Genomic DNA, 24636 nt, shown 5'->3' on the forward strand with positions numbered 1-24636 from the left:
GCTCACTCCTCACTCGGGTCGAACTCGGCGCGGTAGCACCGCAGGGCTTCGGCCAGCTGCCGCTGTGCGGCAGCGTGATGGGGGTTGAGATTGCAGACGAGGTGTTCGACACCGAGATCCCGGTAGCCGGCGAACCCCTTGGCGATGTCCGCCGGGGTGCCCGAGAGCACCGGCTGGTCCGGGTCTCTTCCGGTCGCCTCGCCGAGCGGTACGACGTTCACGCCGGCGGTGAGCCGCAGGGACGCCGGCTCCCGGCCGACGTCCCTGCAGGCGGCCCGCACCCCGTCCAGGGCTCCCTCGAACGCGGCCGGAGGGCCGAACCAGCAGCCGTTCCACAGGTCTGCGTGGCGTGCGGTCGCACGCAGCATCCGCGGCCCGAAGGCGCCCACCAGAATGGGCGGCCCCGAGGCCCGCACACCGCGCGGGCGCAGTTCACCGCCATGGACCCAGGAATACCGGCCGTCGAATTCCGCCCGCCCGGTGCGCAGCAGCGAAGCGATGATCGTCAGGGCTTCCTCGAAGCGTTCCGCGCGGTGATCGAATTCCAGGCCGAACGCCTCGAATTCCGGACGGTGCCAACCTGCACCCAGTCCGAGAATGAGTCGCCCGTTACTGATGGAGTCGAGAGTTGCCGCCATTTTGGCCAGGACGGCGGGATTCCGGAAAGCAGTGCACAGGACGAGCGTGCCCAGTTCGATCCGGGAGGTGGCCTCGGCAAGCGCGGTGAGCGTCGTCCACGATTCCCAGATGCCCTCGGTAGGGCCGCCACCTTCGCGAAAGAGCAGGTGATCGAAGCACCAGACCGAGTCGAACGCGGCCGATTCGGCCTGCCGGGCGAGGGCTCTTATTTCTTCGTACGAGGGTTGTCTGGTGGGGTATTCCGCCAAGGGTAGCGTCACACCGACCTTCATGGACCCGCGCCCCCCGAGTTATCGATTGGGCCACTTCAGGCAACGGCGCGAGTCTAGCAAGCGACCTCGGAGATCGCTATGCCTTGGTTTTCCTCGATTCACGTGAAAGGTTTCTGCTCATTCTTGTTGGAGATGATTCAGGAGAGTTGGACGAATGTTCGAGAAAGGCAGTGGAAACCCATGGTATGGAATTGCTTCGCGCACCGTCGACGGCCGGCACCGGCAGGGTGCCCCCGGCCGTCCTCTCCAGCGACCTCCGGCGTCCCTGAAAGAGCGCCAGGACGACCGCCGAGCCCACCGCTATCAGGTGTTCACGGCCGGCCAGGTTGGGCACGGCGATCGACTCCCACGCCATCGCCCCGCCGGTCAGGGCGAACACGACGGGCGCTCGCCGGATCACCGCGATGTAGGTGAACAGTCCCACCACCGCGGCGGACGGCCCGGTGTCGAGCACCTTCCCGCACTGGGGCGGCAGCCCCAGCCCCCACCAGCCGGGACCGAGCGCGATCATCACCCGGGCGGTGAGCGTCCCGGCCAGTGTGGTGACGTACGCGACGAACAGGGTACGGGCCCGGCCGAGTATGAGTTCGGCCAGGGCGAAGGCGAGGAACAGCTGCGTGATGCCCGCCCACACCGGCAGATCGAGCGCCGGGACGTACAGCGACACCGGGGTGCGCAGCAGGGACAACCACAGGGGCAGGTCGGCCGTGACACCGCCCAGCAGCCACACCGCTCTCGCTCCGGCCGGCCGCTGGGCCAGGTGGTGGAAGAAGATGACCCCTGACGCGGCCACGAACGCAAGACAGAGCCCCGAGACCCCGCACCGGCGAAGCCGGCGTACGGGATCGACGACGACGCCCCGCCACTCGCCCCGCAGCACACGCCCCGCCCACAACACGACGCGCGGGATCGGGGAAGACGACTCCCCCATTAGTCCAGCGCTCATGAACTCCCCCTCGCAGGGGCTGTCCACCGATCGCTTCCGCCTCCCGCGACCGTATAGACGGGTGGACGACCCACCAGGTTGATTCATGTCCCGTTCGGACCGTCAGGCCCCCAAGGTGCAGGTGAACAACTACTCCCATAACGTGGTAATCGGAGTGTTCCAGGGTGTTCCTCTCCCGTGTCGTGAGGTTCGGCGGTAGTTGCCCGTCACCGCAGGAATCAACGCACCTTCAGGAGACAACATGGCCACCGATCGCGCCGAACCCCGCCCTGCCACGGTCTACGCACTCGCCGGAATACGGCTCGTCAACGGCGCCGCCGGACTGCTGGCACCCGACCTGCTCATCCGTCGTTTCGAACCCGACCGCGAGCCCCTCAGCCCGGCGGCCGTCTACGCCTTCCGGCTGTTCGGGATCCGTACGATCCTTCTCGGTCTCGCCCTGCTGGCCCACGAGGGCGAACAGCTGCGACAGGATCTGTCCGAGGCCGTCCTCATCCACGGAAGTGACACCGCGACAGCGGCCATGCTCGGCATCAGCGGCCAGGTCCCGCGCCGCACCGCGGTACTGACCACCCTCATCTCCGCCGCCAACACCGTCCTGGCCGCCACCTCGCTCGCCAACCCCCTGAAGGGGAGGCGGACGTGACCACGGAGCCGGGTGCCGCTCCCCCCACCGAGACAGGCTTCGACTACGTCGTCGTCGGTGCCGGCGCGGGCGGCGGACCGCTCGCGGCCAACCTCGCGGCCGCCGGCATGCGCACCCTGCTGCTCGACGCCGGCGCTGCCGAGCAGAACGACAACTACCTGGTGCCGGCCTTCCACGCGGACGCCTCCGAGGACCCCGTACAGTGCTGGAACTACTTCGTACGGCACTACGCCGACGAACAACAACAGCGGCGCGACAGCAAGCTCGTCCCGGGCAGGGGCGTCCTCTACCCGCGCGCCGCGGCCGTCGGCGGATGCACCGCGCACCACGCGTTGATCACCGTGTATCCGTACAACCGCGACTGGGACGCCATCGCGGAGGAGACCGGCGACACGTCGTGGCACAGCACGGCCATGCGCCGGTACTTCGAACGGCTGGAGCGCTGCACATACCGGCCGAGGCCGAAGAAGCCCCCCGACAGCGCGGCGCTGACCGCGCTGCTCAGACGTCTGCCCTTCGTCGCCGCCCGGTACCGCAACGACGCCCGGCACGGATTCGACGGCTGGCTGCCGACCGCCCTCGCCGACCCGGAACTGGCCGTCCAGGACGAGCAGTTGCTGAAGATCCTCCTCTCCGCCGCCGAGGAAGCCCTTGCCGACTTCCTCGACCGGCCGCTGTCCCCGCTGGAAGGACTCGGCTCCTTCGTCGATCCCAACGACTGGCGGGCACAGACACATGCGCTGCAGGGCCTGTGGCAGATCCCCCTCTCCACGGCGAACGGCCGACGCAGTGCCGTGCGCGAGCGTGTCCAGGCGGTGCAGCGCAGCCATCCGGACACCCTGGTGGTCCGGACGAACGCCCTGGCGGCCCGGGTCGTTCTGGACGGGAGCGGCGCGGCGACCGCTGTCGACTACCTGGACGGTGCGCACGCCTACACGGCCGACCCCGCCGCCGCACCGGCCACCGGGCCCCCGGTACGGCGCAGGGTCTTCGCCTCCCGCGAGGTGATCCTGGCCGCCGGAGCCTTCAACACACCCCAGCTGCTGATGCTCTCGGGCATCGGACCGCGTGCGGAGCTGCAACCGCACGGCATCCCCGTACGGGTCGACCTCCCGGGCGTGGGCGCCAATCTGCAGGACCGTTACGAGGTCGGCGTGGTCAGCCAGATGGACCGCGATTTCCCGGTCATCAGGGACTGCGACTTCCACGCGCCGCGGCCGGGAACCGAACCGGACCGCTGCTACCGGGCCTGGCAGCGCGGCGAGGGGCTGTACACGACCAACGGCGCCGTCGTCGGGATCACCCGCAAGTCCCGGCCGGAGCTGGACACTCCCGACCTGTTCATCTTCGGCGGCCCCTTCGACTTCCGGGGCTACCGTCCCGGCTACTCGCTCGACCTGACGCGCCACAAGGACCGCTTCACCTGGGCCGTCCTCAAGAGCCGCACCCGCAACACCGGAGGCCGGGTGCGACTGCGCTCCGCCGACCCGCGTGACACCCCGCTGGTGAACTTCCACTACTTCACCGAGGGCACGGACCGGGACGGCCTGGACCTGGAGGCGATGGCCGGGGCCGTGGAGTTCGTGCGCGGGATGAACCGCCGGGCCGGATCCGTGATCCTCAAGGAGCTGTGGCCCGGCGAGGAGGTTGGCAGCCGGGACGACGTCCGCCGTTTCGTCCGGGACGAGGCCTGGGGCCACCACGCCTCCTGCACCTGCCGGATGGGGCGGGCGGACGATCCCGCGGCCGTCGTCGACAGCCGCTTCCGAGTGCGCGGGGTGGCCCGCCTGCGGATCGTCGACGCCTCGGTCTTCCCCCGCATCCCCGGCTTCTTCGTCGCCGCCCCCATCTACATGATCAGTGAGAAGGCGAGCGACGTGATCCTCGGCGACGCGGCCCGCGCCTGACCCGGCACGGCCCCGTCGTCTCCTACGCCAGACGACCAGGAGCCAGCGAAGGAGCATCGCGATGAGCAAGCAACGACGCGGCGCACGGAGTTCCACAACGACCGGATACCGTACGTCGCTCCCCTGGCGGATCATCACCGGCCTCGCCCAATACACCGACCGCCGTGTCGGCTGGGACAAACTGCCTGTTGTCGCAGGCCTGTTGACGCTCCTCGGGCTGCGCGTCAGGCTCCGGCAGAAGAACCTCCACGACACCGGCGTCCTGCCCTCGGTCGATCTGCCCGAACCCGCTCCCCCGTCCGCGGGCAACCGGATCAACCGGACCGCCGACGGCAGCCACAACGACCTCGGCGAACCACGCATGGGCATGGCGGGCACCCGCTTCGGCCGGAACATCCCGCTGGAGTCGATCGCCCCGGCCACGCCCGCGGACGTGCTGTCCAGGCCGAACCCGCGCCAGGTCAGCCGCGAGCTGCTCACCCGTGACGAGCTGGTCCCGGCCGAATCGGTCAACTCCCTGGTCGCCGCCTGGCTGCAGTTCATGATCCGCGACTGGTTCAGCCACGGCACCAGCCCCGCCGACCGGCCCTGGGAAGTCCCCCTCATGGACGACGACCCGTGGCCGGAACACCCCATGAAGATCATGCGGACCCCGGACGACCCGACCCGCGACCCGCTGGCACCCGCCGGCACGCCCGACACCCGCGTGAACGTGTCCTCCCACTGGTGGGACGCGTCCCAGATCTACGGCAGGAACGAGGCCGAGCAGCGCCAGATGCGCACCGGTGAACTGGGCCGACTGCACCTGTGGGACGACGAGCAGTCACCGATCCCCTCGGACCCCTCCCAGGACCCGTCCCAGGTCCCCGGTTTCTGGCTGGGCCTCGCGATGATGCACGACCTGTTCACCCGGGAGCACAACGCGATCTGCGACCACCTGCACGCCGCGTACCCCTCGTGGAGTGACGAGGAGCTGTTCCAGCGCGCCCGGCTCGTCAACGCCGCCCTCCTGGCCAAGATCCACACCGTGGAGTGGACGCCGGCCGTGATCAGCCACCCCACCACTGTCAAGGCGCTGCGCGCCAACTGGTGGGGCATCGCGGGCGAACGCGCGCACAACCTCTTCGGCCGGATCAGCGGCAGCGAGGTCGTCAGCGGCATCCCCGGCGGCGAGACGGACCACTACGGCGTCCCCTACGCCCTCACCGAGGAGTTCGTCGCCGTCTACCGCATGCATCCGCTCATCCGTGACGACTGGCACCTGCGCGCCGCCGCCGACGACACGTCCCTGCGCCACTGCACCCTCCGTGACATCTCGGGCCCCGGGGCGCTGAAGTTCCTGGAGACCACGGCGATGCCCGATCTGCTGTACAGCTTCGGCACGCTCCACCCCGGACTGGTCACCCTGCACAACTTCCCCAGGTTCCTTCAGGAGTTCGAGCGCCCGGACGGACATCTGCAGGACCTCGCCGCCACCGACATCCTGCGCTCCCGGGAGCTGGGCGTCCCCCGCTACAACGAGTTCCGGCGGCTGCTGCGGCTGAAGCCCGCGGCGAACTTCCTGGAGCTGACGGAGAACCGGGCGTGGGCCGAGCAGATCGAGTGGCTCTACGACGGCGACATCGAGAAGGTCGACCTGATGGTCGGGCTGTACGCGGAGAAGCTGCCGGCCGGTTTCGCCTTCAGCGACACCGCGTTCCGCATCTTCATCCTGATGGCCTCGCGCCGGCTGAACAGCGACCGGTTCTTCACCGAGTACTACACGCCCGAGGTGTACTCCAAGGCCGGCATGGCCTGGATCGACGACAACAGCATGATCACCGTGCTGCTGCGCCACCACCCCGAGCTGCGTACGGCCCTCGCGGGGCTGACGAACGCCTTCGTGCCGTGGCACTCCGCCGGACGGACGGAGATCTGAGATGGGAGCGGAGGAACGGTCCCGCGAGCAGCGGGACCGCCAGGTCGCGGCGGCGGCCACGCGGTACCGCGAGACCACCGACCAACGGCGGGCGGTGGAGCGGCAGCAGGACGCCGGGGTGGACTTCCCCGACTCGGAGCAGGCGCTCGCCGCCCGCGCCGCGCGCCTGCTCGACCGGCACGCTGTGCCCGCAGCCCTGGTGGTGGAGGCCGTACGTGCGGAACCGCTGGCCGCGTCCGCCGCGTACGAACGCATCCTCGGAGTGTCCAAGGAGCTGCAGGCGTGGAGCTTCCTGCCGCGCGGCGCCCGGGCGGCACGTACGGTGGCCCGCATCTCGGTGCGGGAGAACGGACGCGAACTGCCCCTCGGCACGGGCTTCCTGGTGTCGCCGAGCCTGCTGATGACCAACCATCACGTGCTTCCCGACGCGGACACGGCCCGGCAGTGCTTCATCGAGTTCGACGCCCAGGTGACCGTCGACAACACACCCCAGCCCGCGGTCCGGCTGGAACTCGACCCCGGCGGGTTGTTCGTGGCGGACGAGCGCCTCGACTTCGCCCTGGTGCTCGTCGCCTCGGGCGCCGACGGCCGGCCCCCGGGTGAGACGTTCGGCTGGAACCGGCTCAGCGCCCAGCCGGGAAAGCTGGTCATCGGCGAGCCGGTCAACATCGTCGGGCACCCGATGGGCCGTCTGAAGGAGATCGCCGTCCGCGACAACATGCTGCAGGTTCGGCTCGACGACTTCCTCCACTACAAGACGGACACCGAGCCGGGCAATTCGGGCTCTCCCGTCTTCAACGACCAGTGGGAGGTCGTGGCCCTGCACCACAGCGGTGTGCCCAGGACCGACGACCGGGGCCGCGTGCTGCGCGGCGACGGACAGGTCTGGCAGCCCGGCGACGGCGACGACGCCATCGACTGGGTGGCCAACGAGGGTGTGCGCGTCAGCTCCATCCTGAAGCATCTCGCCGAGCTGCCGCCCGCCTCCCCGCCCCTGCTGGCGCAGATGGGTACCGAGTCCGGCCTGGGCGCGGCGGAGACCGTTTCCGCCGCCGCGGCGGTGCCCGTCGCGGCCGTACCGCGACCGGCGGCCGGTCAGGCCGTCACGCCCACGGGTCTGCGCGCCCGGGACGGGGCGTTCGGCGGCCACCGGCATCTGGTCTTCCTGCACGGTCGTTCCCAGGAGGGCAAGGATCCCGAGAAGCTGCGGCGCGAGTGGACGGCCGGACTCAACCAGGGCCTCGTCCGCGCCGGGCTGCCTCCGGTCGACCCCGCGGATGTCTGGTTCCCCTTCTACGGCGACCGGCTGGCGCAGGCCCTCACCGCGCACGAGGCCGTCCCCCGGGTCGTCGAGGCATCAGCCGCCACAGCCGCGGAGGTGGTCGCGCCGACCTCCACCACGGCCCACACCGTGTACGAGGAGATCATCGGCGAGGCGGCCTCCGAGTGGGACATACCGCCGGAGAGGCAACTGGCCACCGAACGGATCGGCCTGCCGGACGTCGTGGGGAGACTGCAGAAACAGCTGAGCTGGCTGGCCGCCCGGAGCGACCTCGACGCATGGGCCATCGCCCTGGTCTTCCGCGACGTGGCCGCGTACCTCGACGACCGGCGCATCCGGGACGCGGTCCTGGACTGCGTGCTCGAAACCGTGCCGGACGAGGGAGAGCTGGTCCTCGTCAGCCACAGCCTCGGCACGGTCGTCGGCCTGGACCTCACCACCCGGCTGTCCCCCGGCGTGCGCGCCGTGCACCTCACCACGGCGGGCAGCCCGCTGGGCCTGGACAGCGTCTACAGCAGGCTGCTCGTCGGCGGAGCGAAGCGTCCCGACAACGTGGCGGACTGGCTCAACGCGTGGTGCCCGACGGACGCGGTGGCCATCGGCTGCCCGCTGGCCGACGACTGGGCGGACGGACTGACCGACATCGCCGTCCTCAACGCCCGCGACCGGGCCCACAGCATCGTGGAGTACCTGTCCCACGCCGAGGTCGCCGAGGTGATCGGCAGCCGTCTCGTGGCCGGGTGAGTCAGCCGATGGCGGCGTCCCGTTTCGCGTCGACAGTTGATGGACCGAGCGGGTGACGATCGGGCGGGCACGCGAGTCCCCCGGCCAGGGGCGTGATCGCCGGTTAGGCTGGCGCCGCCCCGCAGGTCCCGATCTTCCCGGAGGGCAGGACGGCAAGGATCAGTCGCGAACGCCTCGTCAGAACGCTGACGTTCTGGCTGCGTCCCGCCTTCGCGTTGCGCATGGTCAACCGGTTCCAGAAGATCGTGGGCTTCGACCGCTCGATGGCTCTGGCGTCCAGCGCGCTGACGGCGCTGATCCCGCTCGCCATCGTCATCGGTGCCGCCCTCGGCACCTTCCTGCACGACGAGGACATCGCCGACCGCATCATCGGCCGCTACGGCCTCACCGGGGAGGGCGCCGACGCGGTCAGGGCCCTCTTCACACCGGCCGGGGACACGGGTCCGAGCGTGGGTGTGTTCGGGGTCCTGTTCCTGACCGTCTCCGCGCTGAGCTTCGAACGCGCCACGCAGCGACTGTTCGAACAGACCTGGGAACTCAAGCCGCTCAGCGTGCGCAACACGCGCAACGGGCTGTGGTGGATCCTCTCCCTGGGCGTCTATCTGACGGTCAGCGGTTTGCTGCACTCGGCCCTGGGGCAGGGCCGACTGGGGCTGGCGGCCGCGGCGTGCGACGTACCGGTGACGGCCGCCTTCCTCCTCTGGAGCGGCCGGCTCCTGTCCGCGGCCCGCATCACCTGGACGGACCTGCTGCCGTTCGCGGTGACCGGGTCCGTGCTGACGGGGGTCTATTCGGTGGGCGCGGGCGTCTACCTTCCGCGCCTGTTCAACTCCTACGCCTCACGGTACGGCTCGGTCGGCGCCGTCTTCGCGATGATCTCGGGCCTCTTCGGCGTCATGCTCGTCCTCGTCGGGTCGGCGGCGCTCGGCCGAGAGGTACGGGACGAACTCGTCCGGATCGGCCAGGGTCAACGCCCCTCGGAGCGCGAGGTCCGCGGCCAGTGGGACAGCGTGGTCGAGCAGGCGCGCTCCCGATGGCAGTCGGCCCGGAAACAGATCTCGCACCGGCGGAACAAGGACCTGGGGGACCAGAGGGACGGGGAGGACCTGGGGGAGTAAAGAGAGCAAAGAGACCAGGGGGACGGGGAGTACCTGGCGGACCAGGGGAACCAGGTGCCTAGGGACGCAGGTCGTCGAAGGTGATGTTCAGGTGGCGCGGGCCGCGGAGGACGGCGTTGGGACGGTAGGGCGGCGGGTCCTCGACCAGACGGGGGTTGTCGAGGCGCCGGACGAGTTCGGTGAGCGCGATCTGGGCCTCCAGGCGGGCCAGCGGGGCGCCGAAACAGCTGTGGATGCCGCTGCCGAAGCCGAGGTGCCGGATGTCCTCGCGGTCCGGGTCGAAGCGGTCGGGGTCGGGGAAGCGTTCCGGGTCCCTGTTGCCCGCACCGAGGACGAGCCAGATCCGGGAACCCTTCGGGATGGTCACCCCGCGCAGCTCGATGTCGGCGATGCAGGTGCGCTGGGGCACGAGCTGCACCGGCGGTTCGTAACGCAGGAGTTCCTCGACGATCTTCACGGACAGACCCGGGTCGTCACGCAGCCGCTGGAGGTACTGCGGGTGGCGCAGCAGGGTGAGCATGCCGTTGGTGATCAGGTTGACGGTCGTCTCGTGACCGGCGATGAGCAACAGCGTCGCGGTGCTGAGCACCTCCATCGTGGTCATGGCGCCGTCCGGACCATGGCTGTTCACCAGGTCGGACAGCATGTCGTCGCGCGGCTCCCTGGCGCGCTGCTCCACCAGACCGTTCAGGTACATGCCCAGCTGCAGCCGTGCCTCCGCCGCGACCCGCGCGGAGTCGGCGCTCGTCCGGGTGTCCGGGTCCAGACCGGCGACGATCGGGTCGACCAGGGCACGGAAGCGCGGCTCGTCCTCGCGCGGCACGCCGAGCAGCCGGCAGATCACGGTCACCGGGAAGGGGTACGCGAACTGGTCGACCAGGTCGATCTGCCGTGCGTCGCCGAATCCGTCGATCAAGTCGCCGACGATCTGGGCGAGTTCGCCGCGCATGGAGTCGACGCGGGTGGGCCGGTGCGGCGGGCCGAAAGACCTGTTGGTGATCCGCCGCAGCCGGTCGTGTTCCGGCGGGTCGAGCCGGATGAAGCTCGGCGGCAGCCCCGTCGCCTCCGGCCCGGACAGCTCGTCGTCGCCCGGGGCGACGAGGTTACTGGCGTCGGAGCTGACCCGCGGGTCGTGGAGCAGACCCTCGATGTCCCAGTACGAGCTGACGAGGAACGGGCCTCCCTCCTCCTCCTGCAGCACCGGGGTCTTGCGGAGCTCCTCGTACAGCGGATACGGGTTGGCGCGGTTCGCGAAATCGGTGATCTGGCGCAGGAGCGAGGGGTGCGTCATGCGGGGTCCTTGGGGCGTGAAGGTCTGTGGGACGTGAAGGTCCGCGGAGCGGCGGGTGGGCGCCGCTCAGTGGCCCGGAGTGAAGACCAACTGCCGCTCGGCAGGCGAGTATCCGCTGAGGGTCACGGTCGGGCCGTGGGTCGGCAGGGACGGGTCGGGGAAGTCGGCCGGGACCGGCTGGCGGCCCTCGGGACGGCGGTCCACCGTCGGATACTCCACCGGGAACGGCGCGCCCACCTCGATCTGCCGCTGGTAGAACTCCAGCCACCGAGTGTTGTCGAAGCTCACGGCGGCGATGACGCGCCCCTGATAACCGTAGACGCCGACGAAACGTCGCTCGGCGAGCGAGCCCTGCGTGATCATGATCTGCTCGCCCATGGGCGGGACGCCGACCGACTTGATGTTCACGCCGAACTGCGACGACCAGAAGGCGGGCACCCACAGATGGGGGCGACGCTCCGCGCTGGAGCTGATCATGTTGTGCGCGGCGATCTCGGCCTGCGCGACGGCGTTGCCCCAGTGTTCGAGGGAGAGGAACTGGTAGCCGAACAGCGCGTGCGGGGACCGGGCGACGTCGCCCGCGACGAAGATGTCGTCGGTGACGATGCCCCGGAAGTCGAAGGCACGGCAGCCCGCGTCGCAGGCGATGCCCCGGGGACCCGCGCCGAGCCCCGACCCGGCCAGCCACTCGGTGTTGCGCAGCGAGCCGAGCGAGACGACCACGAGGTCCGACTCGACCACACTCTCGTCGGACAGATGGACGGCCTTCACCCGGCCCACCGTGTCGCTCTCCAGACCGGTGACCATGACACCGGTGCGCAGGTCCACACCGTTCTCGTGGTACATCTCCGAGGACACCGCGCCGATCACCCCGCCCAGGGCTCCCACCAGGGGCGCGCCCGCGCGTTCGGCCACGGTGACCGCGAGGCCCATCTCCCGGCAGGCCGAGGCGATCTCCGACCCGGAGAATCCGGCACCGATGATGAAGACGCGGCGCGGCCCGGCCTTCAGTCTCCGGTACAGGGCGGACGCATCGCCGCGGGTCCGCAGCGTGAAGACGCCGTCCAGCTGCGCCTCCGACTCCTTCGGCCAGGGCCGGGCGCGCACCCCGGTCGCGATCAGCAGGCGGTCGTACTCGACCTCGTCCCCGTCGGCCAGCCGCACCTGTTTCGCGGTCATGTCGAGACCGGTCGCGGCGACACCGAGGCGCCACTTCGCGTCGATCTCGCGGCGCCGGGGCAGTTCGGTGTGGAGCGGGTCCGCCTTGCCCAGCAGGACCGACTTGGACAGCGGGGGCCGGTCGTACGGCTCGTACGGCTCGTCACCGATCATGGTGAGCGAACCGGTGAAGCCCTCGGCACGCAGCGTCTCGGCGGCCCGCAGGCCCGCCAGCGAGGCGCCCACGATGACGATCCGGCCCTCGCGCCTGAGCCAGTCCAGGTAGTCAGTGACCATCGGAGGACTCCCCGGCGGATCCCGCGGGCACGTCACCCGTGCCGTCCAGGCCGTCGGCGGTGATCGCCTGCACGGGACAGGCGGCGACGGCGCGGGCCAGTCTCTCCCGCTGTTCCTCCCGCGCCCTCGGGTCGTAGACGAGTGCCTCCTCGCCGTGCATGGCGAACACGTCCGGCGCGAGGAACGCGCACTGCGCGTATCCCTGGCATCTGTTGAGATCGACGACAAGCCTCATCGATGCTCCGCCCTTTCGGCGGCCAGGTCCCTGGGTGCTCCACCCGCTCGGCGGGCAGTCGCCTCGGGACGGCGGTCATCTCCCGCCCTTCAGCATGGATACCGGGCGGGCATCGCGCTCGCCGGGACCGGCCGGTCGAGTGAGCCCGTGTCACGGGGCCGCTACGGCCCCGGGCCGGGCGCGGCCGCTCACGACGAGGAGGTACGCGCTCAGTACCAGCGACCAGGCCGGGAACACCAGCTCGGACCAGGCGACGCCCGGCGCGACGAAGAGCAGCGTCAGCGCCGTGAGGAAGCCCAGCAGGGTGAGCCACCTGGGCAGGATTCCGAGGCGATGCCCGAGCACCGACAGCGAGCCGGTGAAGACGGCCGCCATCCGCATCGAGTACCCGATCATCAGCGTGTAGGCGAAGTGGCGGCCGAAGTCCCAGGTGGGCAGTGCGGGAGTGGTGCCGGCGGGGTGTGCCGTGGCCAGGAGGGCACCGGCCGCCGCGGCGGCCCCGAACATCGTGGCGGTGAAGACCAGCCCGCTTCCCAGGAAGACGGTGGCGAGAAACTTGTCCTCGGCGTCGCCGAGATGGGCTCGTACGACGCCGATGAACCACAGGAAGAAGATGCCGGCGAACGGCACGAGCGCGAGGGCCGCGCGCACCGCGCTGCGGTGCGCGGAGTCGGTGAACCCCTGGGCGGTGACCCCGTCGGCGCCTTGGGGAATCCCCAGCCGGATCAGGACGATGGCCGCCGCGAACAGCAGCGCGAAGAGGATCCCCGCCAGCCCGGCGGCCCGCGGGGTCTGCAGTGCCTGGTCCCTCGGCGCCGTTCTCTGCATGCGCGGCTCGCTTCCTGTCCGGCGGTCCCCGGCACCAGCAAGCCGCCTCACCCGCGGCGTCGCCACCCAGGGACCGCCGAACGGCACACCGTCACTTCACATGACCGCCCGGTCGACGGGGCGCCCGGCCGCGCAAGGCCGCAACGGACCAGTCGAGCAGCGGCGCCAGCCGTTCCGGGGCCGGCCAGCCGTTGACCAGCGCGAGCAGCTGGAGGTACCGGTCCCTGCGAGGATCGCTCGCGGCCTCCAGCCGGTGCAGCAGCCGGCGGTGTGCCTCGGCGTCGTCGACGCGGCCGTGGACGGGCGCGCACCGTGCCGTGAGCGTCGCGACGACGGAATCGGCCCGCGGTGACTCCGGGTCGACTCCGGATGCCACGGCCGCGCCCACGACATCGCGGGCGACGGCGACGACGTCCGGTCGCGGCGTCACCGGGCCGTCGCCGGCCGGCTCGGCGGCGTGGCCTTCGGCAAGGCGCCGCATGCTCGCGCGGAAGTCCGGGTCCAGGGACAGTTCCGCCAGCTCCACCCAGGCTCCGACCTGTTCGTCCGAGGGGCTGTCGGGCAGCTCGGGAGTCATCGAGCGGCGGGCCGCGGCAAAGCCGGGTACGCCCTCGGGGCCGCCCGGGCCGGGGCCGTCGAAGACGGAGTCCAGGAAGTCGTCGATCAGATGCCGGCGTTCGGCCTCGGACAGTGTGGCGAGCTGGTGCATGCGTTCCATCTCCTCGGGGGTGGGCTCCCGTTCGGCCACCGCCGTCAGCACCGCCCGGCGCAGGCGCAGGATGCGGATCTGCACATCCAGCGCCGCGGCGTGCTCCGCGGCGACCTCGGCGAGCGCGAGTCGCCGGTCCACGACCCGCCGGACCGTCTCCAGGCCCAGTCCCAGTTCGCGCAGCGTCCGTACGAGAGCGAGACGGGCGACGGCGTCGGGGCCGTAACGGCGGTATCCGGCGGGTGTGCGGTCGGCCGGCGTCACGATGCCGCGATCGGAGTAGAACCGGATCGTCTTGACCGTCAGCCCGGTGCGCCGGGCGAGTTCACCGATCGAGTAGAGCGTGCCGCCGTCCATGGCCCCACCTTCGCGTCTCCCCCGACGGGAGACTCAAGTCCCTTCCGTGCCCCGGTTCCGGCGGATCTCAGCGCGGAGGGGGCTGGTGAATTGTGGGCCCGCCACGATGGGGAGTGGCGACGTGGTTCGCGGGCGGCCGGGGCAGCGAGTCGACGCATGTCCGGGAGCAGGCGTTGACCAGGAGGGGCAGCACGTCGGTGGCCACCGGCAGGGAGATCCAGACCTGGTGCACTCCGGACGCGGGTATGGGCCCGGCGCAGACGCTGCAGGAGGGGATCGTCTCCGCGCCCCAGGCTCCTGGGTCGAGGCGGCCCGGGTCGAACTCCGCTGTCCGGGGCGTCGGTTGTGGCAACAGGGGGAAGTGCGGGCGCAGTTTGAAGTTGCCGTAGATCGAGCGTGTACTGACCGTGCTGCGTCTCAGGTTCGCGCACCGGGTCAACTCGTAGGGGAACCAGTGCAGTCGGTGCGATGTGTACGGGCTGAACTCCTCCAGGCTCTCCATGGCGCCGATCTCCGGGGGGATGCGGACGAGATTGCTGCCGTAGAGCACCAGGTGCCGTACCGCCTTGAGCCGGGCGATGGACGGCGGCAGCGTGATGATCTGGCGCCGTTCCTCCGCGCTCAGCTCGACCAGGGGCTTGAACTCCTCGCGCTCGTCGGCCGCCGCCTCCTCGATCAACGCCAGCAGGTGCCGCCACCCCGGTGCCGACGTGTCCTGCCGCTCGGGGTGGAAGCTCACGCTCGGCTGCGGAGCCCTCCGGTGCTGCTCGAAGCACGCGCACCTGTCGCGGTCCGGCACCCTCCCGGCCGGGCCCACGGCCTGGGCCCAGCGATTGGAAAACAGTCGTGGTTCCCCGCCCTCTGTCATGTCCCCCAACTTAGCGTCAGCGGGCAGGCGGCGCGGCAGCGGTCCCGGGACGCGTTCACCCCCGACGTTGCCCCAACTCGTCCGCCCCGGACGTCATGTCCTGGGTGCCGATGACCGAGAGAAGCTCCAACCGGGCGGCGCCTTCGGTGCCGGGCGGGGCGCTGAACCACAGCAGGCGCTGTCGTCCGTCCTCGCTGAACAGGCTGTGGCAGTCCAGCTCGATCACGCCCAGCGCGGGGTGGACAATCCGTTTGTGGTCCGTGCGGCGGAGCGCGACGTCATGGGTGTCCCAGAGGGCGACGAACTCCTGACTGCGGCGGCGCAGCGCGGCCACCATCCGGGTCACCTCGGGGTCCCCGCCGCGCCGGGCCGCGACCGCCTGGAGATCGGCGACGAACACCCGGGAGTGATGGGGGTGGTCCTCCGCCGGGTAGACCTGCCGGGAGCCGGGGTCGGTGAACCAGCGGTACACGAAGCTCGCCGCCGGTCCGTGGACCACCGGGGGCGGGCCGACGAGCGCCACCGCCAGGGGGTTCTGCACCAGGGTCTCGTGCAGGTCGGTGATGACCTGGGCGGGGGTGGTGGTGAGCTGGTCCAGCAGGCCGAGCAGGGCCGGCTGGACGTGGGCGGCCGGGCCGTGCGTCGCCGGGGGCAGCGGTCGGTCGGCGAGGTGGAAGAGGTGGTCGCGTTCGTCGCCGTTCAGCCGCAGCGCACGGGCCAGGGCCGCCAGGACCTGTGCCGAGGGCTGGGCGCCGCGGCCGCGCTCCAGCTCGGTGTAGTAGTCCGCGGACAGCCCGGCCAGCTGGGCGACCTCCTCGCGCCGCAGTCCGGGCACCCGGCGCCGGGGGCCGGTGGGCAGACCGACGTCGGCCGGGCGGATCCGGTCGCGCCGGGACTTCAGGTAGGCGGCGAGCTCCGAATGATTCACCCCTCCATGGTCACGCGCGCCGGCGAGCCGAACCAGGGGATGGCAACCCCAGGGTGCGCCGAGCCATGGTTGTCACGGGGGTTCCGGCCCACGGTGGAGACGCAAGCAGGGCGGCACCGGCCGCCCGGCGCCGCGATCCGCACGTCGTGGCGCCCTCGTACGGCACCTTTCGCAGGAGTCTCCATGTCCATGCAGGAAACCTCCCGGGAAACCTCCGCCGGCCCCACCACGGCCGATGCGCCCCGGGTCGCCGTCGTCACCGGCGGCTCGCGCGGCATCGGCCGCGAGACGGTGCGCCGGCTGACCGCCGACGGATACGCCGTCACGGTCGGGTACGCGGGTAACCGCGAGTCGGCCGAGGCCGCCGTCAGGGAGGCCGTCGCGGCCGGTGGCCGGGCGGTCGCCGTGCGGGCCGACGTCGCCGACGAGGCGCAGGTGGACGCTCTGTTCGCCACCGCCGAGTCGGAGTTCGGCGGGGTCGACGTGGTCGTCCACGCGGCCGGCCGGATGTATCTGGCCCCGGTCGCCGAGCTGGACCTGGCGGAGCTGGACGCGATGCACCGCACCAACATCCGCGGAACCTTCGTGGTCGCCCGGCAGGCGGCCCGCACGCTCCGCGCCGGCGGAGCGCTCGTCACCTTCTCCACGTCCGTGCTGGGCCTGGCGTTCCCCGGTTACGGCGCGTACAGCGCGAGCAAGGGCGCCGTCGAGGCGCTCACGATGATCCTCGCTCGCGAGCTGCGCGGCCGGGACGTCACCGTCAACGCCGTCGCCCCCGGTCCCACCGCCACCGACCTGTTCCTGGAGGGCAAGGACGAGGAGACGGTCGCCCGGCTGGCCGCCCAGCCCCCGCTGGAGCGGCTCGGCACACCGGCCGACATCGCCGAGGTGGTGGCTTTCCTCACCTCGCCGGCCGGCCACTGGGTCAACGGCCAGGTCGTCCGGGCCAATGGCGGCATCGTCTGACGGCCGCGCGTATCCCATATCCCATAAGCCCGCATCCCGTATCCCGTATCCCGTATCCCGTAGCCCGCATCCCATAGCCCGCATATCCGAAGGAGAGCCAGCATGCCGTTCGCGAATTTCAAGGTCCCCGCCGGAACCCTCGACGAGAAGCAGAAGGAGCTGATCGTCACCCGCACCACCGAGCTCTATGCCGAGATCTACGGCGAGCGCGCCCGTGCCAACACCATGGTCCTCGTCGAGGAGGTCACCGACGGCGGCTGGGGCATCGGGGGCGGCGTCCTGACCCTGGCCATGCTCCGGCAGCCGCAGCCGCCCCAGCACTGACGGGCGGGCTCGGCCCCGTGCTAGAAAGCAGCGTCATGGAGACCGAGCCGATCACCCTGTCCACCCCCCGGCCCGTGCGACGGCCGACGCTCGTCCAGGGCTGGCACGAACTGTCCTTCCTGCACTGGCCGGTGGAACCGGAACAGGTGTCGGCGCTGCTGCCGGCCGGCACCCGCCCCGACACCCTCGACGGGGTCACCTACGTCGGCCTGGTCCCGTTCCTGATGCGCGGCGTGGGCCTGGGTCCGGGGCCGGGGCTGCCGTACCTGGGCACGTTCTGCGAGACGAACGTACGTCTGTACTCGGTGGACGAGCACGGCCGGCGCGGTGTCGTGTTCCGGTCCCTGGACGCGGCCCGGCTGATACCGGCGCTGGTGGGCAGGCTCGGCGTCCGGCTGCCGTACAAGTGGTCCGCCATGCGCCTGGGCCGCGAGGGGGACGTGCTCACCTACAGCTGCCGTCGGCGGCGTCCGGGAGCCAGGAGCGCGGCGAGCCGGGCCGTCGTGCGGGTCGGCCCCCCGATCGCCCGACCCACGCCGCTGGAGCGGTTCCTGACCGCACGATGGGGTCTGCACGTGTCCTGGCACGGCCGCACGGTGCACCTGCCCAACGAACACGAGCCGTGGCCGCTGCACCGGGCCCGGTTGCTCCACCTCGACGACGACCTGGTCACGGCAGCCGGCCTCCCGCCGATGACGAGCCTCCCGGTCAGTGTGCTGTACTCCCCCGGGGTCGCCGTCCGGTTCGGGGCGCCGGCCGTGCTCCCGCCGTCCTCGAGCGCGCGGCGGTAGGCGGCGCTCACATCCCCTGGCCGCCCGTCAGCTCAGGACCTTCGCCTTCGCCCGCTGGAACTCCTCTTCCGTGATGTCGCCCTTGGCGCGGATCTCGGACAGCCTGGCGAGCTGGTCGACGCTGCTCGGCGGGGACTGCGCGCCGGCGGTCTGCCGGATGTAGCTGTCGAACTCCTGCTTCCGCGCCCGCGCGTCCGCGATTTCGCGGTTGCCCATGCCCTTGCCGCGGGCGATGACGTAGACGAAGACGCCCAGGAAGGGCAGCAGGATCACGAAGGCGAGCCAGCCCGCCTTGCCCCAGCCGCCGAGCGAGTCGTCGCGGAAGATGTCGAGGATGACCTTGAAGAGCAGGATGAACCACATGACCCACAGGAAGAACCACAGCATGGTCCAGAAGGCGCTCAGCAGTGGATAGTCGTAGGCGAGGTACGTGTGCACGGCCACTTCTGTCCTCCTCCGTCCGGGTGGACGCCCTGCTGGCTGTCCGACCCCACATCAGCGTGTCGCCCGCGGCGGTCGGGCACCTCACCCGAGAAGGGTGATCAGGATGCGGGAGGTCCGGACGGACGGCCCTTCCGCGCTCTGCGGGTCGTGGCCCGGAGGGCGAAGGCCACCGCCAGCTCCACCAGTCCGAGCAGGACCAGCCACAGCCCGAGGAGCCGGGTCAGGGCGACCGCGGACTCCATCGGCAGGGCGAGGACCACGATTCCCGCGGCGACGCCCAGCGCGCCCGCGCCGAAGACGACGCCACGGTGCGCGAGGTCCTTGGAGGCGATGGCGGTGTAGAGGGTCAGCATTCCGGACACCAGCCAGGTCACGCCGACGATCAGGGAGAGCGCGGCGATGGTCTGCAGGGGGTGGCGCAGGCACAGCACGCCGGCCACGACGAACAGCATCGCGAGCAGGACGCGGGCGAGCCGTTCCCCGTGCGCTTCCCGGGCGAAGGCCGAGACGAACCGGAACACCCCGCTCAGCAGCAGGTACAGGCCGATGACGACCGCCAGCACGTGCAGGGTCTCGTCGGGCCAGACCAGAATCAGAATGCCCGGGATCAGGGTCACGAGCGCCGAGCCCAGTGTCCAGAGCCAGGAGGCGCCGAGAGCGGCCACGGCCTCGAGGGGATCCCCTTCCGACCCGAAGGCCGTGCCGTCGGGGACCGGGTCCCGCCCGGCGCCCGGTTCGGAACGAGGCGGTACGGTCATGGCTCCTCCTCGGTCATGGCTCGCACGGGGACACGGGCCGCTCACTCCGGCAGCTGACGCATCTCCAGGACGTGCAGCCCCAACGACTGGCATCGGGCCAACAGCCCGTAGAGGTGCGCCTCGTCCACGATCGGGCCGAACAGCAGGGTCTGATCGGACACGACCACGTGGTCGAGCTCGGGAAAGGCGTCGGCGAGCGTCTCCGACAGTCGTCCGTCGATGCGGATCTCGTACCGCATGAGCTGCTCTCCCCGCGGGTGGCGTGTGGCGTGTGGCGCAGGCGAACTTGTGCTTCACCGCGATCCTCCGCCGCGACGCGCCGCCCGGCCTCACCCGGCAGAGGTGATACGGCGGGGTGCGGCGGCTTCGAGCGCGGGGCACGCTGGGAGGTGCGTGAGCTGGGAGGTGGTCTCTGTGGCGTACGGCGGTCCCCGCGGACAGGTGGACGAGCGGGCGGCCTCGATGCTGGAGGCGCTGTTCACGCAGTCACCCGTCGGGCTCCATCTCCTGGACACCGACCTGCGCGTCGTCCGGGTCAACACCGCCACACCGGCCATGCAGATCGTCTCGCTTGACGAGGTGATCGGGCGCCCGGTCGGCGAGGTGTACGGCCTCATCCGGGGCGAGGGCTTCGGGGACGAGGGCGTCGAGGCCGCCCTCCGCACCGTGCTGGACACCGGGGTCCCACTGCGGAACCGCGTCATCCGGGTACGCATCGAGGCTGACCCGATGCGGGTACGCCACTTCGAGGTCACCGTGCTGCGTCTGGAAGACCCACAGGGCACGGTGATCGGCCTGGCCGTCACCTCGGTCGACGTCAGCGAGCGCGAGAGGAACCGGGCCCGGGCCGAGGTCCTCGACACGGTCCGCCGGACCGTGGGCCGGACCCTGGACGCCGCGGTGACCGGCGAGGAGCTCGTCGACGCCCTGGTGCCCGCGTTCGCCGACGTCGCCATCGTCGAAGTGGTGGAGGCCGTGATCCGCGGGGACGAGCCGCCGCTCGCCCCCCTGCACGGGGACACGCCACTGATGCGCACCGCGTTCCGCAGCGACATTTCCCGGCCGCCGACGGCGCACCCCGTGGGTGACGTTCGCCGGCTGCCGGGCCCCACCGCCTTCACCCAGGCCCTGGCCGACCTGCGCCCACGGGTGGTCGAGCTGCAGCCCGACGCTCCGTGGTTCCATGTCGACCCTCCGCGAGCGGAGGCCATCCGCTCGTCGCGGGCCCACACCCTGCTCGCGGCCCCCCTGGCGCTGCGCGACGCTGTCGTCGGCCTGGTCAGTCTCTACCGCACGGGGCAGACGCCCCCCTTCGACGAGGACGACAGGAGACTCGCGGTGGAGCTGGCCGCCCACACGGCCCTGTGCGTCGACAACGCCCGGCGCTTCACACGGGAGCACACCGTCGCCGCCACGATCCAGCGCCAGCTGCTGCCCCGTACGCCCGAGACCCACGCGTCCCTGGACACCGCGTTCCTGTCCGTCACCGGTGCCGATCCCGGTGCCTGGTACGACACGATCGCCCTGTCCGGCGCCCGTACCGCGCTCGTCGTGGGACACGTGTCCGGGCGCGGTCTGAACGCGGCGGCGACGATGGGGCAGCTGCGCACGGTCATCCGGTCCCTCGCCGCGTTCGACCTGGCGCCCGACGAGCTGCTCGCCCGGCTGCACGACACGACGGCCCAGCTGGCCGCCGAGCGTGCGAACCTCCCGCTGGGCGATCCGCTGCGCCGCGAGACCCTGACCGCCGACTGCGTGTACGCGATCCACAACCCGCTGACCGGCACCTGTCTGATGGCCGGAGCGGGCCGGCCGGCGGCTCTCGTCGTACGGCCCGACCGCACCGTCGGCATCCCCGACCCGCCGTCCGGACCCCGCCTGGGCACGGACGAGGACACGCCCTACGGGTCCGTGGAGTTCGCCGTGCCGGAGGGCAGCGTCCTGGTCTTCACCAGTGATCCGCTGCTCACCTCGTACCTCGCGGAGTGCCCGGGACCCCTGCGGTCGGCGCCGCAGTACGCGGAACGCCCGCTCCAGGACCTGTGCGACGCCATCGTGTATGCGCTCCCGCCCGGCCTGCGGGCGGGCGACGCCGCGGTGATCGTCGCACGGGTGCGCACTCTGCCCTCCGACCGGGTCGCCGCCTGGCGCCTCGATCCCGATCCCGCCTCGGTGGCCCTCGCCCGGCACCGCGTCCGCGCCCAGCTCACCGCCTGGAACGTGGACGAGGAGACCGCATTCAACACGGAACTCATCGTCAGCGAGCTCGTGACGAACGCCATCCGGTACGGCGATCCGCCCCTGGAACTCCGTCTGATCAACGACCGCGGCCTGACGTGCGAGGTCCGCGACGGCGGCGCCGCGGCACCGCACCTGCGCCACGCCCGCACCGTCGACGAGGGCGGACGGGGGCTGTTCATCGCCGCGCAGCTGGCCCACGCGTGGGGCACCCGGTACTCGGACCAGGGCAAGACGATCTGGACCGAGCAGCCCATGCCCCCGTCGCAGGGCGGCCGCTGATCAGCCCGCTCCCTCTCCCGGCGGGCCGGTCCCGGCCGCCTGCCCGCCGGGGCCGACCCGGCCGCTCGCGGACAGCAGGGCGAGCACCGCCAGGACGGCGAGCAGGACCAGCGCCAGGAGCAGGACCGTCAGAACCGTCGGATGGTTCCACAGGGCGAAGACCAGGGAGACGATCAGCAGCGCGGCGAGTGTGACGGCCCGGCGGTACTGCTGGGCCCACGTTCCCGCCCGGCCCGTACGGATCTGGTGGGCCGCGGCCCAGCGCGCGGTGGCGTCCGCGGTCCGTTCCGATCTGCTGCGGACGGCCACGGGCAGCCGTCCCGGTCCGATGCAGTAGGTGCCGAGCGCGATGACGACGCCGAGGACGATCGCCGTACGCAGGCTGACGCGCAGAAAGCGCACCAGCGTGTCGAAGACCGCGGAGGCGGCCGCCTTCGACTGCACCTCGGGCGGGAGGTGGTCGAGGTAGTAGCGGCGGGCGACGACCAGCCCGATGGCCACGACCAGGCAGGCGAAGGCCGCTCCGAGTGCGGTGCGGGCCAGGGCACGCCGTCGCCCACGGGCCAGGAACACGCCGCCGGCGCCGATGAGCACGACGAAGACGGGGAGCCAGTTGCCGAGGGCGTCCAGCAGCCGGGCGCCCTCACGGGCCTTGGCCAGCTCGTCGGACTTGAAGAGCACCATCTGCTCGTTGACCGTGGGGATGTGCTTCGCGGGGGACAGCCCGGCGTCGACCAGGTCGTTCTTGACCTTCTCGACCAGCGCGCCCACGTCGAGGGTGACGGTGCCCTCGGAGACACCGACCGCGCCCCGCCCCTTGCCGGTGAGCGCGTGGACGACGAGGTTGTGGGCGGCCCTGTTGGCGTCCGTCCACACCTTGTCGAAGACCTCGCTCTGCACCACTCGGGTGGCCGCCTTGGTCACGGCCTGGTCGACCGCGGCGTCCAGCTGCGGGCCCAGCCCCTTGAGCGCGTCGGCGGCGCGCGGCGGCAGTCCCTGGGTCTCCAGCCAGTTGGCGATGTCGTCGGCGGCCTGCTGCCCGTCGACATGGACGGCCACGGCCTCCGTGATCCGGTGGACGGCCGCGTCCTGGATGGCCGGATCGGTGGCGAGGGGCGAGACGGTGGCGACGTACCGGTCGGTGTCGAGCACGATGTCGTGCACCCAGGTCGTCAGCAGGGCGACGGGGACCAGGATGCAGGTGAGCACGATGAGCACGGCCGAGGCGACCTTGCGGGCCACCCCGGCGGCCATGGCCCCCTTCGCCGTCCCCTCGCCGCCAGGGGCCGGACCGGGTGCCGATCTGGGCTCGTGCGCGTCGCTCATGAGGCCTCCGGCAGGGTGCATGCCTGACCACCCCATTCCGTCAGCGGGCGGGCGCCGGAGCACGCGGACGGCGTCCGAACGGGCGAGACGGCGTCCCAGGATGGCCGGGCCGGTGGGGGTGGGGCACGCTTGTAGCGTGGGATTCCGGCGGAGCCTCGCGGGGCTGCGGCAGTCCTGGCAATCGAGTCACGCACTGCTGCTGCTTCCGATCGCGCTCATCGTAGTGATCACGATCGTGGACATCCGCTCGCCCGAGGACGTCCATCTGGGGCCCACACTGGTCATCGCGCCCGCGCTCACCCCGTCGTTCGCCGGGCCCTGGGCCACGGGACTGGTCGGGGGGCTCGCGGTGGCGGCCCAGGCCGTCATCGGTGTGTTCCACGGCGGCCTGGGCACCATGAACCACATCGTGCAGCTCATCACCCTCTTCGTGCTGTCGGTGCTGATCGTGATCTACTGCGCGATCCGCGAGCGGCGCAAGGCCCAGCTGGCCCAGGTCCGGTCCGTGGCCGAGGCCGCCCAGCACGTGCTGATGTGGCCGTTGCCGGAGCAGATCGGCCCCCTGCGGATCGCCACGCTGTACCTGGCCGCCGAGGACGAGGCCCAGATCGGCGGCGACCTGTACGCGACCACCCGGGTCGACAACTCGGTGCGTGTCCTGATCGGTGACGTGCGCGGCAAGGGCCTGTCCGCCATCGGCGAGGCCGCGCTGCTGCTCGGCGCCTTCCGCGAGTCCGCCCACCGGCACACCTCCCTGCCGGACCTGGCGGTCACCCTGGAGCAGAGCGTCACCCGCTACGCGGCCGACTTCGAGACACCCGAGGAGGCCGGCGAGCGCTTCGCCACCGCCCTGCTGGTCGAGATCCCCGACGGAGACCCGATCACACGGCTGACCAGCTGCGGCCACCCTCCACCACTGCTGCTCAGTCCCGGTCACGTGGTGACGGTCCCGAGTCTGCATCCGTCGCCCCCGTTGGGGGTCCACCCGTCAGAGCCCGCGGACTACACGCTGGACGCGTTCTCCTTCGAGCCCGGCGACACCCTGCTGCTGTACACCGACGGCGTCATCGAGGCCCGCGACGCCGACGGTCACTTCTACCCGCTCGCGGAGCGCGCCGCGCAGTGGACCGAGGGAAGCCCGGAGGCGCTCATGCACCACATCCGGCGTGATCTGCTCGCCCACTGCGGCGGCCGCCTCGACGACGACGCCGCCCTGATCGCCCTCCACCGCACGTCCCCCGCCCACCGCCGGCACCACGGACGGATCATCCACACCGATGCCTTCCAGCACGGCTCCCAGACACAGCCCCGGACGGGGTGACCACCGCCCGACGCCGTACCGCGGTGAGCGCCACCGCCGCACG

At 71.4% G+C, this 24636-nt stretch carries 23 protein-coding genes; 10 read left to right on the forward strand and 13 right to left on the reverse strand.

From position 1 onward, the window contains the following. Window positions 1-2 precede the first annotated feature (2 nt). Both ACIPSA_RS38520 and ACIPSA_RS38525 read right to left on the reverse strand, forming a co-directional pair. A complete protein-coding gene (locus ACIPSA_RS38520) occupies window positions 3-899 on the reverse strand; it encodes an LLM class flavin-dependent oxidoreductase (protein WP_402643536.1) in 897 nt (298 codons plus the stop codon). A gap of 88 nt (window positions 900-987) precedes the next feature. Continuing rightward, entirely contained in the window at window positions 988-1857 is an 870-nt protein-coding gene (locus ACIPSA_RS38525; protein WP_402643538.1) for a hypothetical protein, read from the reverse strand. A gap of 241 nt (window positions 1858-2098) precedes the next feature. Here ACIPSA_RS38525 and ACIPSA_RS38530 point away from each other — a divergent pair, with 241 nt between their 5' ends. From ACIPSA_RS38530 to ACIPSA_RS38550, 5 genes are all read left to right on the forward strand, one after another. Continuing rightward, entirely contained in the window at window positions 2099-2503 is a 405-nt protein-coding gene (locus ACIPSA_RS38530; RefSeq protein ID WP_402643541.1) for a hypothetical protein, read from the forward strand. Further along, complete coding sequence (locus ACIPSA_RS38535; protein ID WP_402643544.1) at window positions 2500-4410, forward strand: GMC family oxidoreductase; 1911 nt, start codon at window positions 2500-2502, stop codon at window positions 4408-4410. Before ACIPSA_RS38530 ends, ACIPSA_RS38535 begins: the two co-directional genes overlap by 4 nt. A 61-nt stretch (window positions 4411-4471) precedes the next feature. Next, window positions 4472-6328, forward strand: a complete 1857-nt coding sequence (locus tag ACIPSA_RS38540) for a peroxidase family protein (RefSeq protein ID WP_402643547.1) — start codon at window positions 4472-4474, stop codon at window positions 6326-6328. A gap of 1 nt (window position 6329) precedes the next feature. Further along, window positions 6330-8354, forward strand: coding sequence for a trypsin-like serine peptidase (locus ACIPSA_RS38545; RefSeq protein ID WP_402643550.1), 2025 nt, complete (start codon window positions 6330-6332; stop codon window positions 8352-8354). A gap of 221 nt (window positions 8355-8575) precedes the next feature. Beyond that, window positions 8576-9472: a YhjD/YihY/BrkB family envelope integrity protein gene (locus ACIPSA_RS38550; protein WP_402643552.1), complete on the forward strand. Its 897-nt coding sequence runs from the start codon at window positions 8576-8578 to the stop codon at window positions 9470-9472. Window positions 9473-9530: 58 nt separating this feature from the next. On the opposite strand, the gene ACIPSA_RS38555 is transcribed toward ACIPSA_RS38550, so the two are convergent. The 7 genes from ACIPSA_RS38555 to ACIPSA_RS38585 form a co-directional block, all read right to left on the reverse strand. Continuing rightward, window positions 9531-10763, reverse strand: a complete 1233-nt coding sequence (locus tag ACIPSA_RS38555) for a cytochrome P450 (RefSeq protein ID WP_402643554.1) — start codon at window positions 10761-10763, stop codon at window positions 9531-9533. A 66-nt stretch (window positions 10764-10829) separates the two neighbouring features. Continuing rightward, entirely contained in the window at window positions 10830-12218 is a 1389-nt protein-coding gene (locus ACIPSA_RS38560) for an NAD(P)/FAD-dependent oxidoreductase (protein ID WP_402643557.1), read from the reverse strand. Continuing rightward, window positions 12208-12453: a ferredoxin gene (locus tag ACIPSA_RS38565; RefSeq protein WP_402643559.1), complete on the reverse strand. Its 246-nt coding sequence runs from the start codon at window positions 12451-12453 to the stop codon at window positions 12208-12210. Before ACIPSA_RS38565 ends, ACIPSA_RS38560 begins: the two co-directional genes overlap by 11 nt. Before the next feature lie 150 nt (window positions 12454-12603). Then, window positions 12604-13281, reverse strand: a complete 678-nt coding sequence (locus ACIPSA_RS38570) for a hypothetical protein (protein WP_402643562.1) — start codon at window positions 13279-13281, stop codon at window positions 12604-12606. Window positions 13282-13372: 91 nt separating this feature from the next. Further along, window positions 13373-14347 (reverse strand): MerR family transcriptional regulator, encoded by a 975-nt coding sequence (locus ACIPSA_RS38575; RefSeq protein WP_402643564.1) that lies wholly within the window; start codon window positions 14345-14347, stop codon window positions 13373-13375. Between the two features lie 67 nt (window positions 14348-14414). Continuing rightward, entirely contained in the window at window positions 14415-15086 is a 672-nt protein-coding gene (locus ACIPSA_RS38580; RefSeq protein ID WP_402643566.1) for a leucine-rich repeat domain-containing protein, read from the reverse strand. Window positions 15087-15270: 184 nt separating this feature from the next. Continuing rightward, on the reverse strand, window positions 15271-16143 hold the full coding sequence (locus ACIPSA_RS38585) for a helix-turn-helix domain-containing protein (protein WP_402643569.1): 873 nt from the start codon (window positions 16141-16143) through the stop codon (window positions 15271-15273). 183 nt (window positions 16144-16326) lie between these two features. Here ACIPSA_RS38585 and ACIPSA_RS38590 point away from each other — a divergent pair, with 183 nt between their 5' ends. The 3 genes from ACIPSA_RS38590 (at window position 16327) to ACIPSA_RS38600 (ending at window position 18224) form a co-directional block, all read left to right on the forward strand. Next, a complete protein-coding gene (locus ACIPSA_RS38590; RefSeq protein WP_402643571.1) occupies window positions 16327-17109 on the forward strand; it encodes an SDR family oxidoreductase in 783 nt (260 codons plus the stop codon). A gap of 102 nt (window positions 17110-17211) precedes the next feature. Beyond that, complete coding sequence (locus tag ACIPSA_RS38595) at window positions 17212-17433, forward strand: tautomerase family protein (protein ID WP_402643573.1); 222 nt, start codon at window positions 17212-17214, stop codon at window positions 17431-17433. Between the two features lie 35 nt (window positions 17434-17468). Further along, a complete protein-coding gene (locus tag ACIPSA_RS38600; protein ID WP_402643576.1) occupies window positions 17469-18224 on the forward strand; it encodes a YqjF family protein in 756 nt (251 codons plus the stop codon). 27 nt (window positions 18225-18251) lie between these two features. Here the strand turns inward: ACIPSA_RS38600 and ACIPSA_RS38605 are convergent, their stop codons facing one another. The 3 genes from ACIPSA_RS38605 to ACIPSA_RS38615 form a co-directional block, all read right to left on the reverse strand. Further along, window positions 18252-18668 (reverse strand): SHOCT domain-containing protein, encoded by a 417-nt coding sequence (locus ACIPSA_RS38605; RefSeq protein WP_402643579.1) that lies wholly within the window; start codon window positions 18666-18668, stop codon window positions 18252-18254. A 98-nt stretch (window positions 18669-18766) separates the two neighbouring features. Continuing rightward, the gene (locus ACIPSA_RS38610; RefSeq protein ID WP_402643581.1) at window positions 18767-19426 is read right to left on the reverse strand and encodes an HdeD family acid-resistance protein; all 660 of its coding nucleotides are present in this window, start codon (window positions 19424-19426) and stop codon (window positions 18767-18769) included. 41 nt (window positions 19427-19467) lie between these two features. Further along, window positions 19468-19665, reverse strand: coding sequence for a hypothetical protein (locus ACIPSA_RS38615; RefSeq protein WP_402643584.1), 198 nt, complete (start codon window positions 19663-19665; stop codon window positions 19468-19470). Window positions 19666-19819: 154 nt separating this feature from the next. Here ACIPSA_RS38615 and ACIPSA_RS38620 point away from each other — a divergent pair, with 154 nt between their 5' ends. Continuing rightward, window positions 19820-21946: a SpoIIE family protein phosphatase gene (locus tag ACIPSA_RS38620; RefSeq protein ID WP_402643586.1), complete on the forward strand. Its 2127-nt coding sequence runs from the start codon at window positions 19820-19822 to the stop codon at window positions 21944-21946. Here the strand turns inward: ACIPSA_RS38620 and ACIPSA_RS38625 are convergent, their stop codons facing one another. Then, window positions 21947-23272, reverse strand: coding sequence for a hypothetical protein (locus ACIPSA_RS38625; protein WP_402643588.1), 1326 nt, complete (start codon window positions 23270-23272; stop codon window positions 21947-21949). It lies immediately after the preceding gene. Between the two features lie 136 nt (window positions 23273-23408). Here ACIPSA_RS38625 and ACIPSA_RS38630 point away from each other — a divergent pair, with 136 nt between their 5' ends. After that, window positions 23409-24593 (forward strand): PP2C family protein-serine/threonine phosphatase, encoded by a 1185-nt coding sequence (locus ACIPSA_RS38630; RefSeq protein ID WP_402643591.1) that lies wholly within the window; start codon window positions 23409-23411, stop codon window positions 24591-24593. Window positions 24594-24636: the final 43 nt, after the last annotated feature.

Origin of the sequence: Streptomyces sp. NPDC086549, from assembly GCF_044746205.1 — a bacterium.
GTDB lineage: Bacteria > Actinomycetota > Actinomycetes > Streptomycetales > Streptomycetaceae > Streptomyces.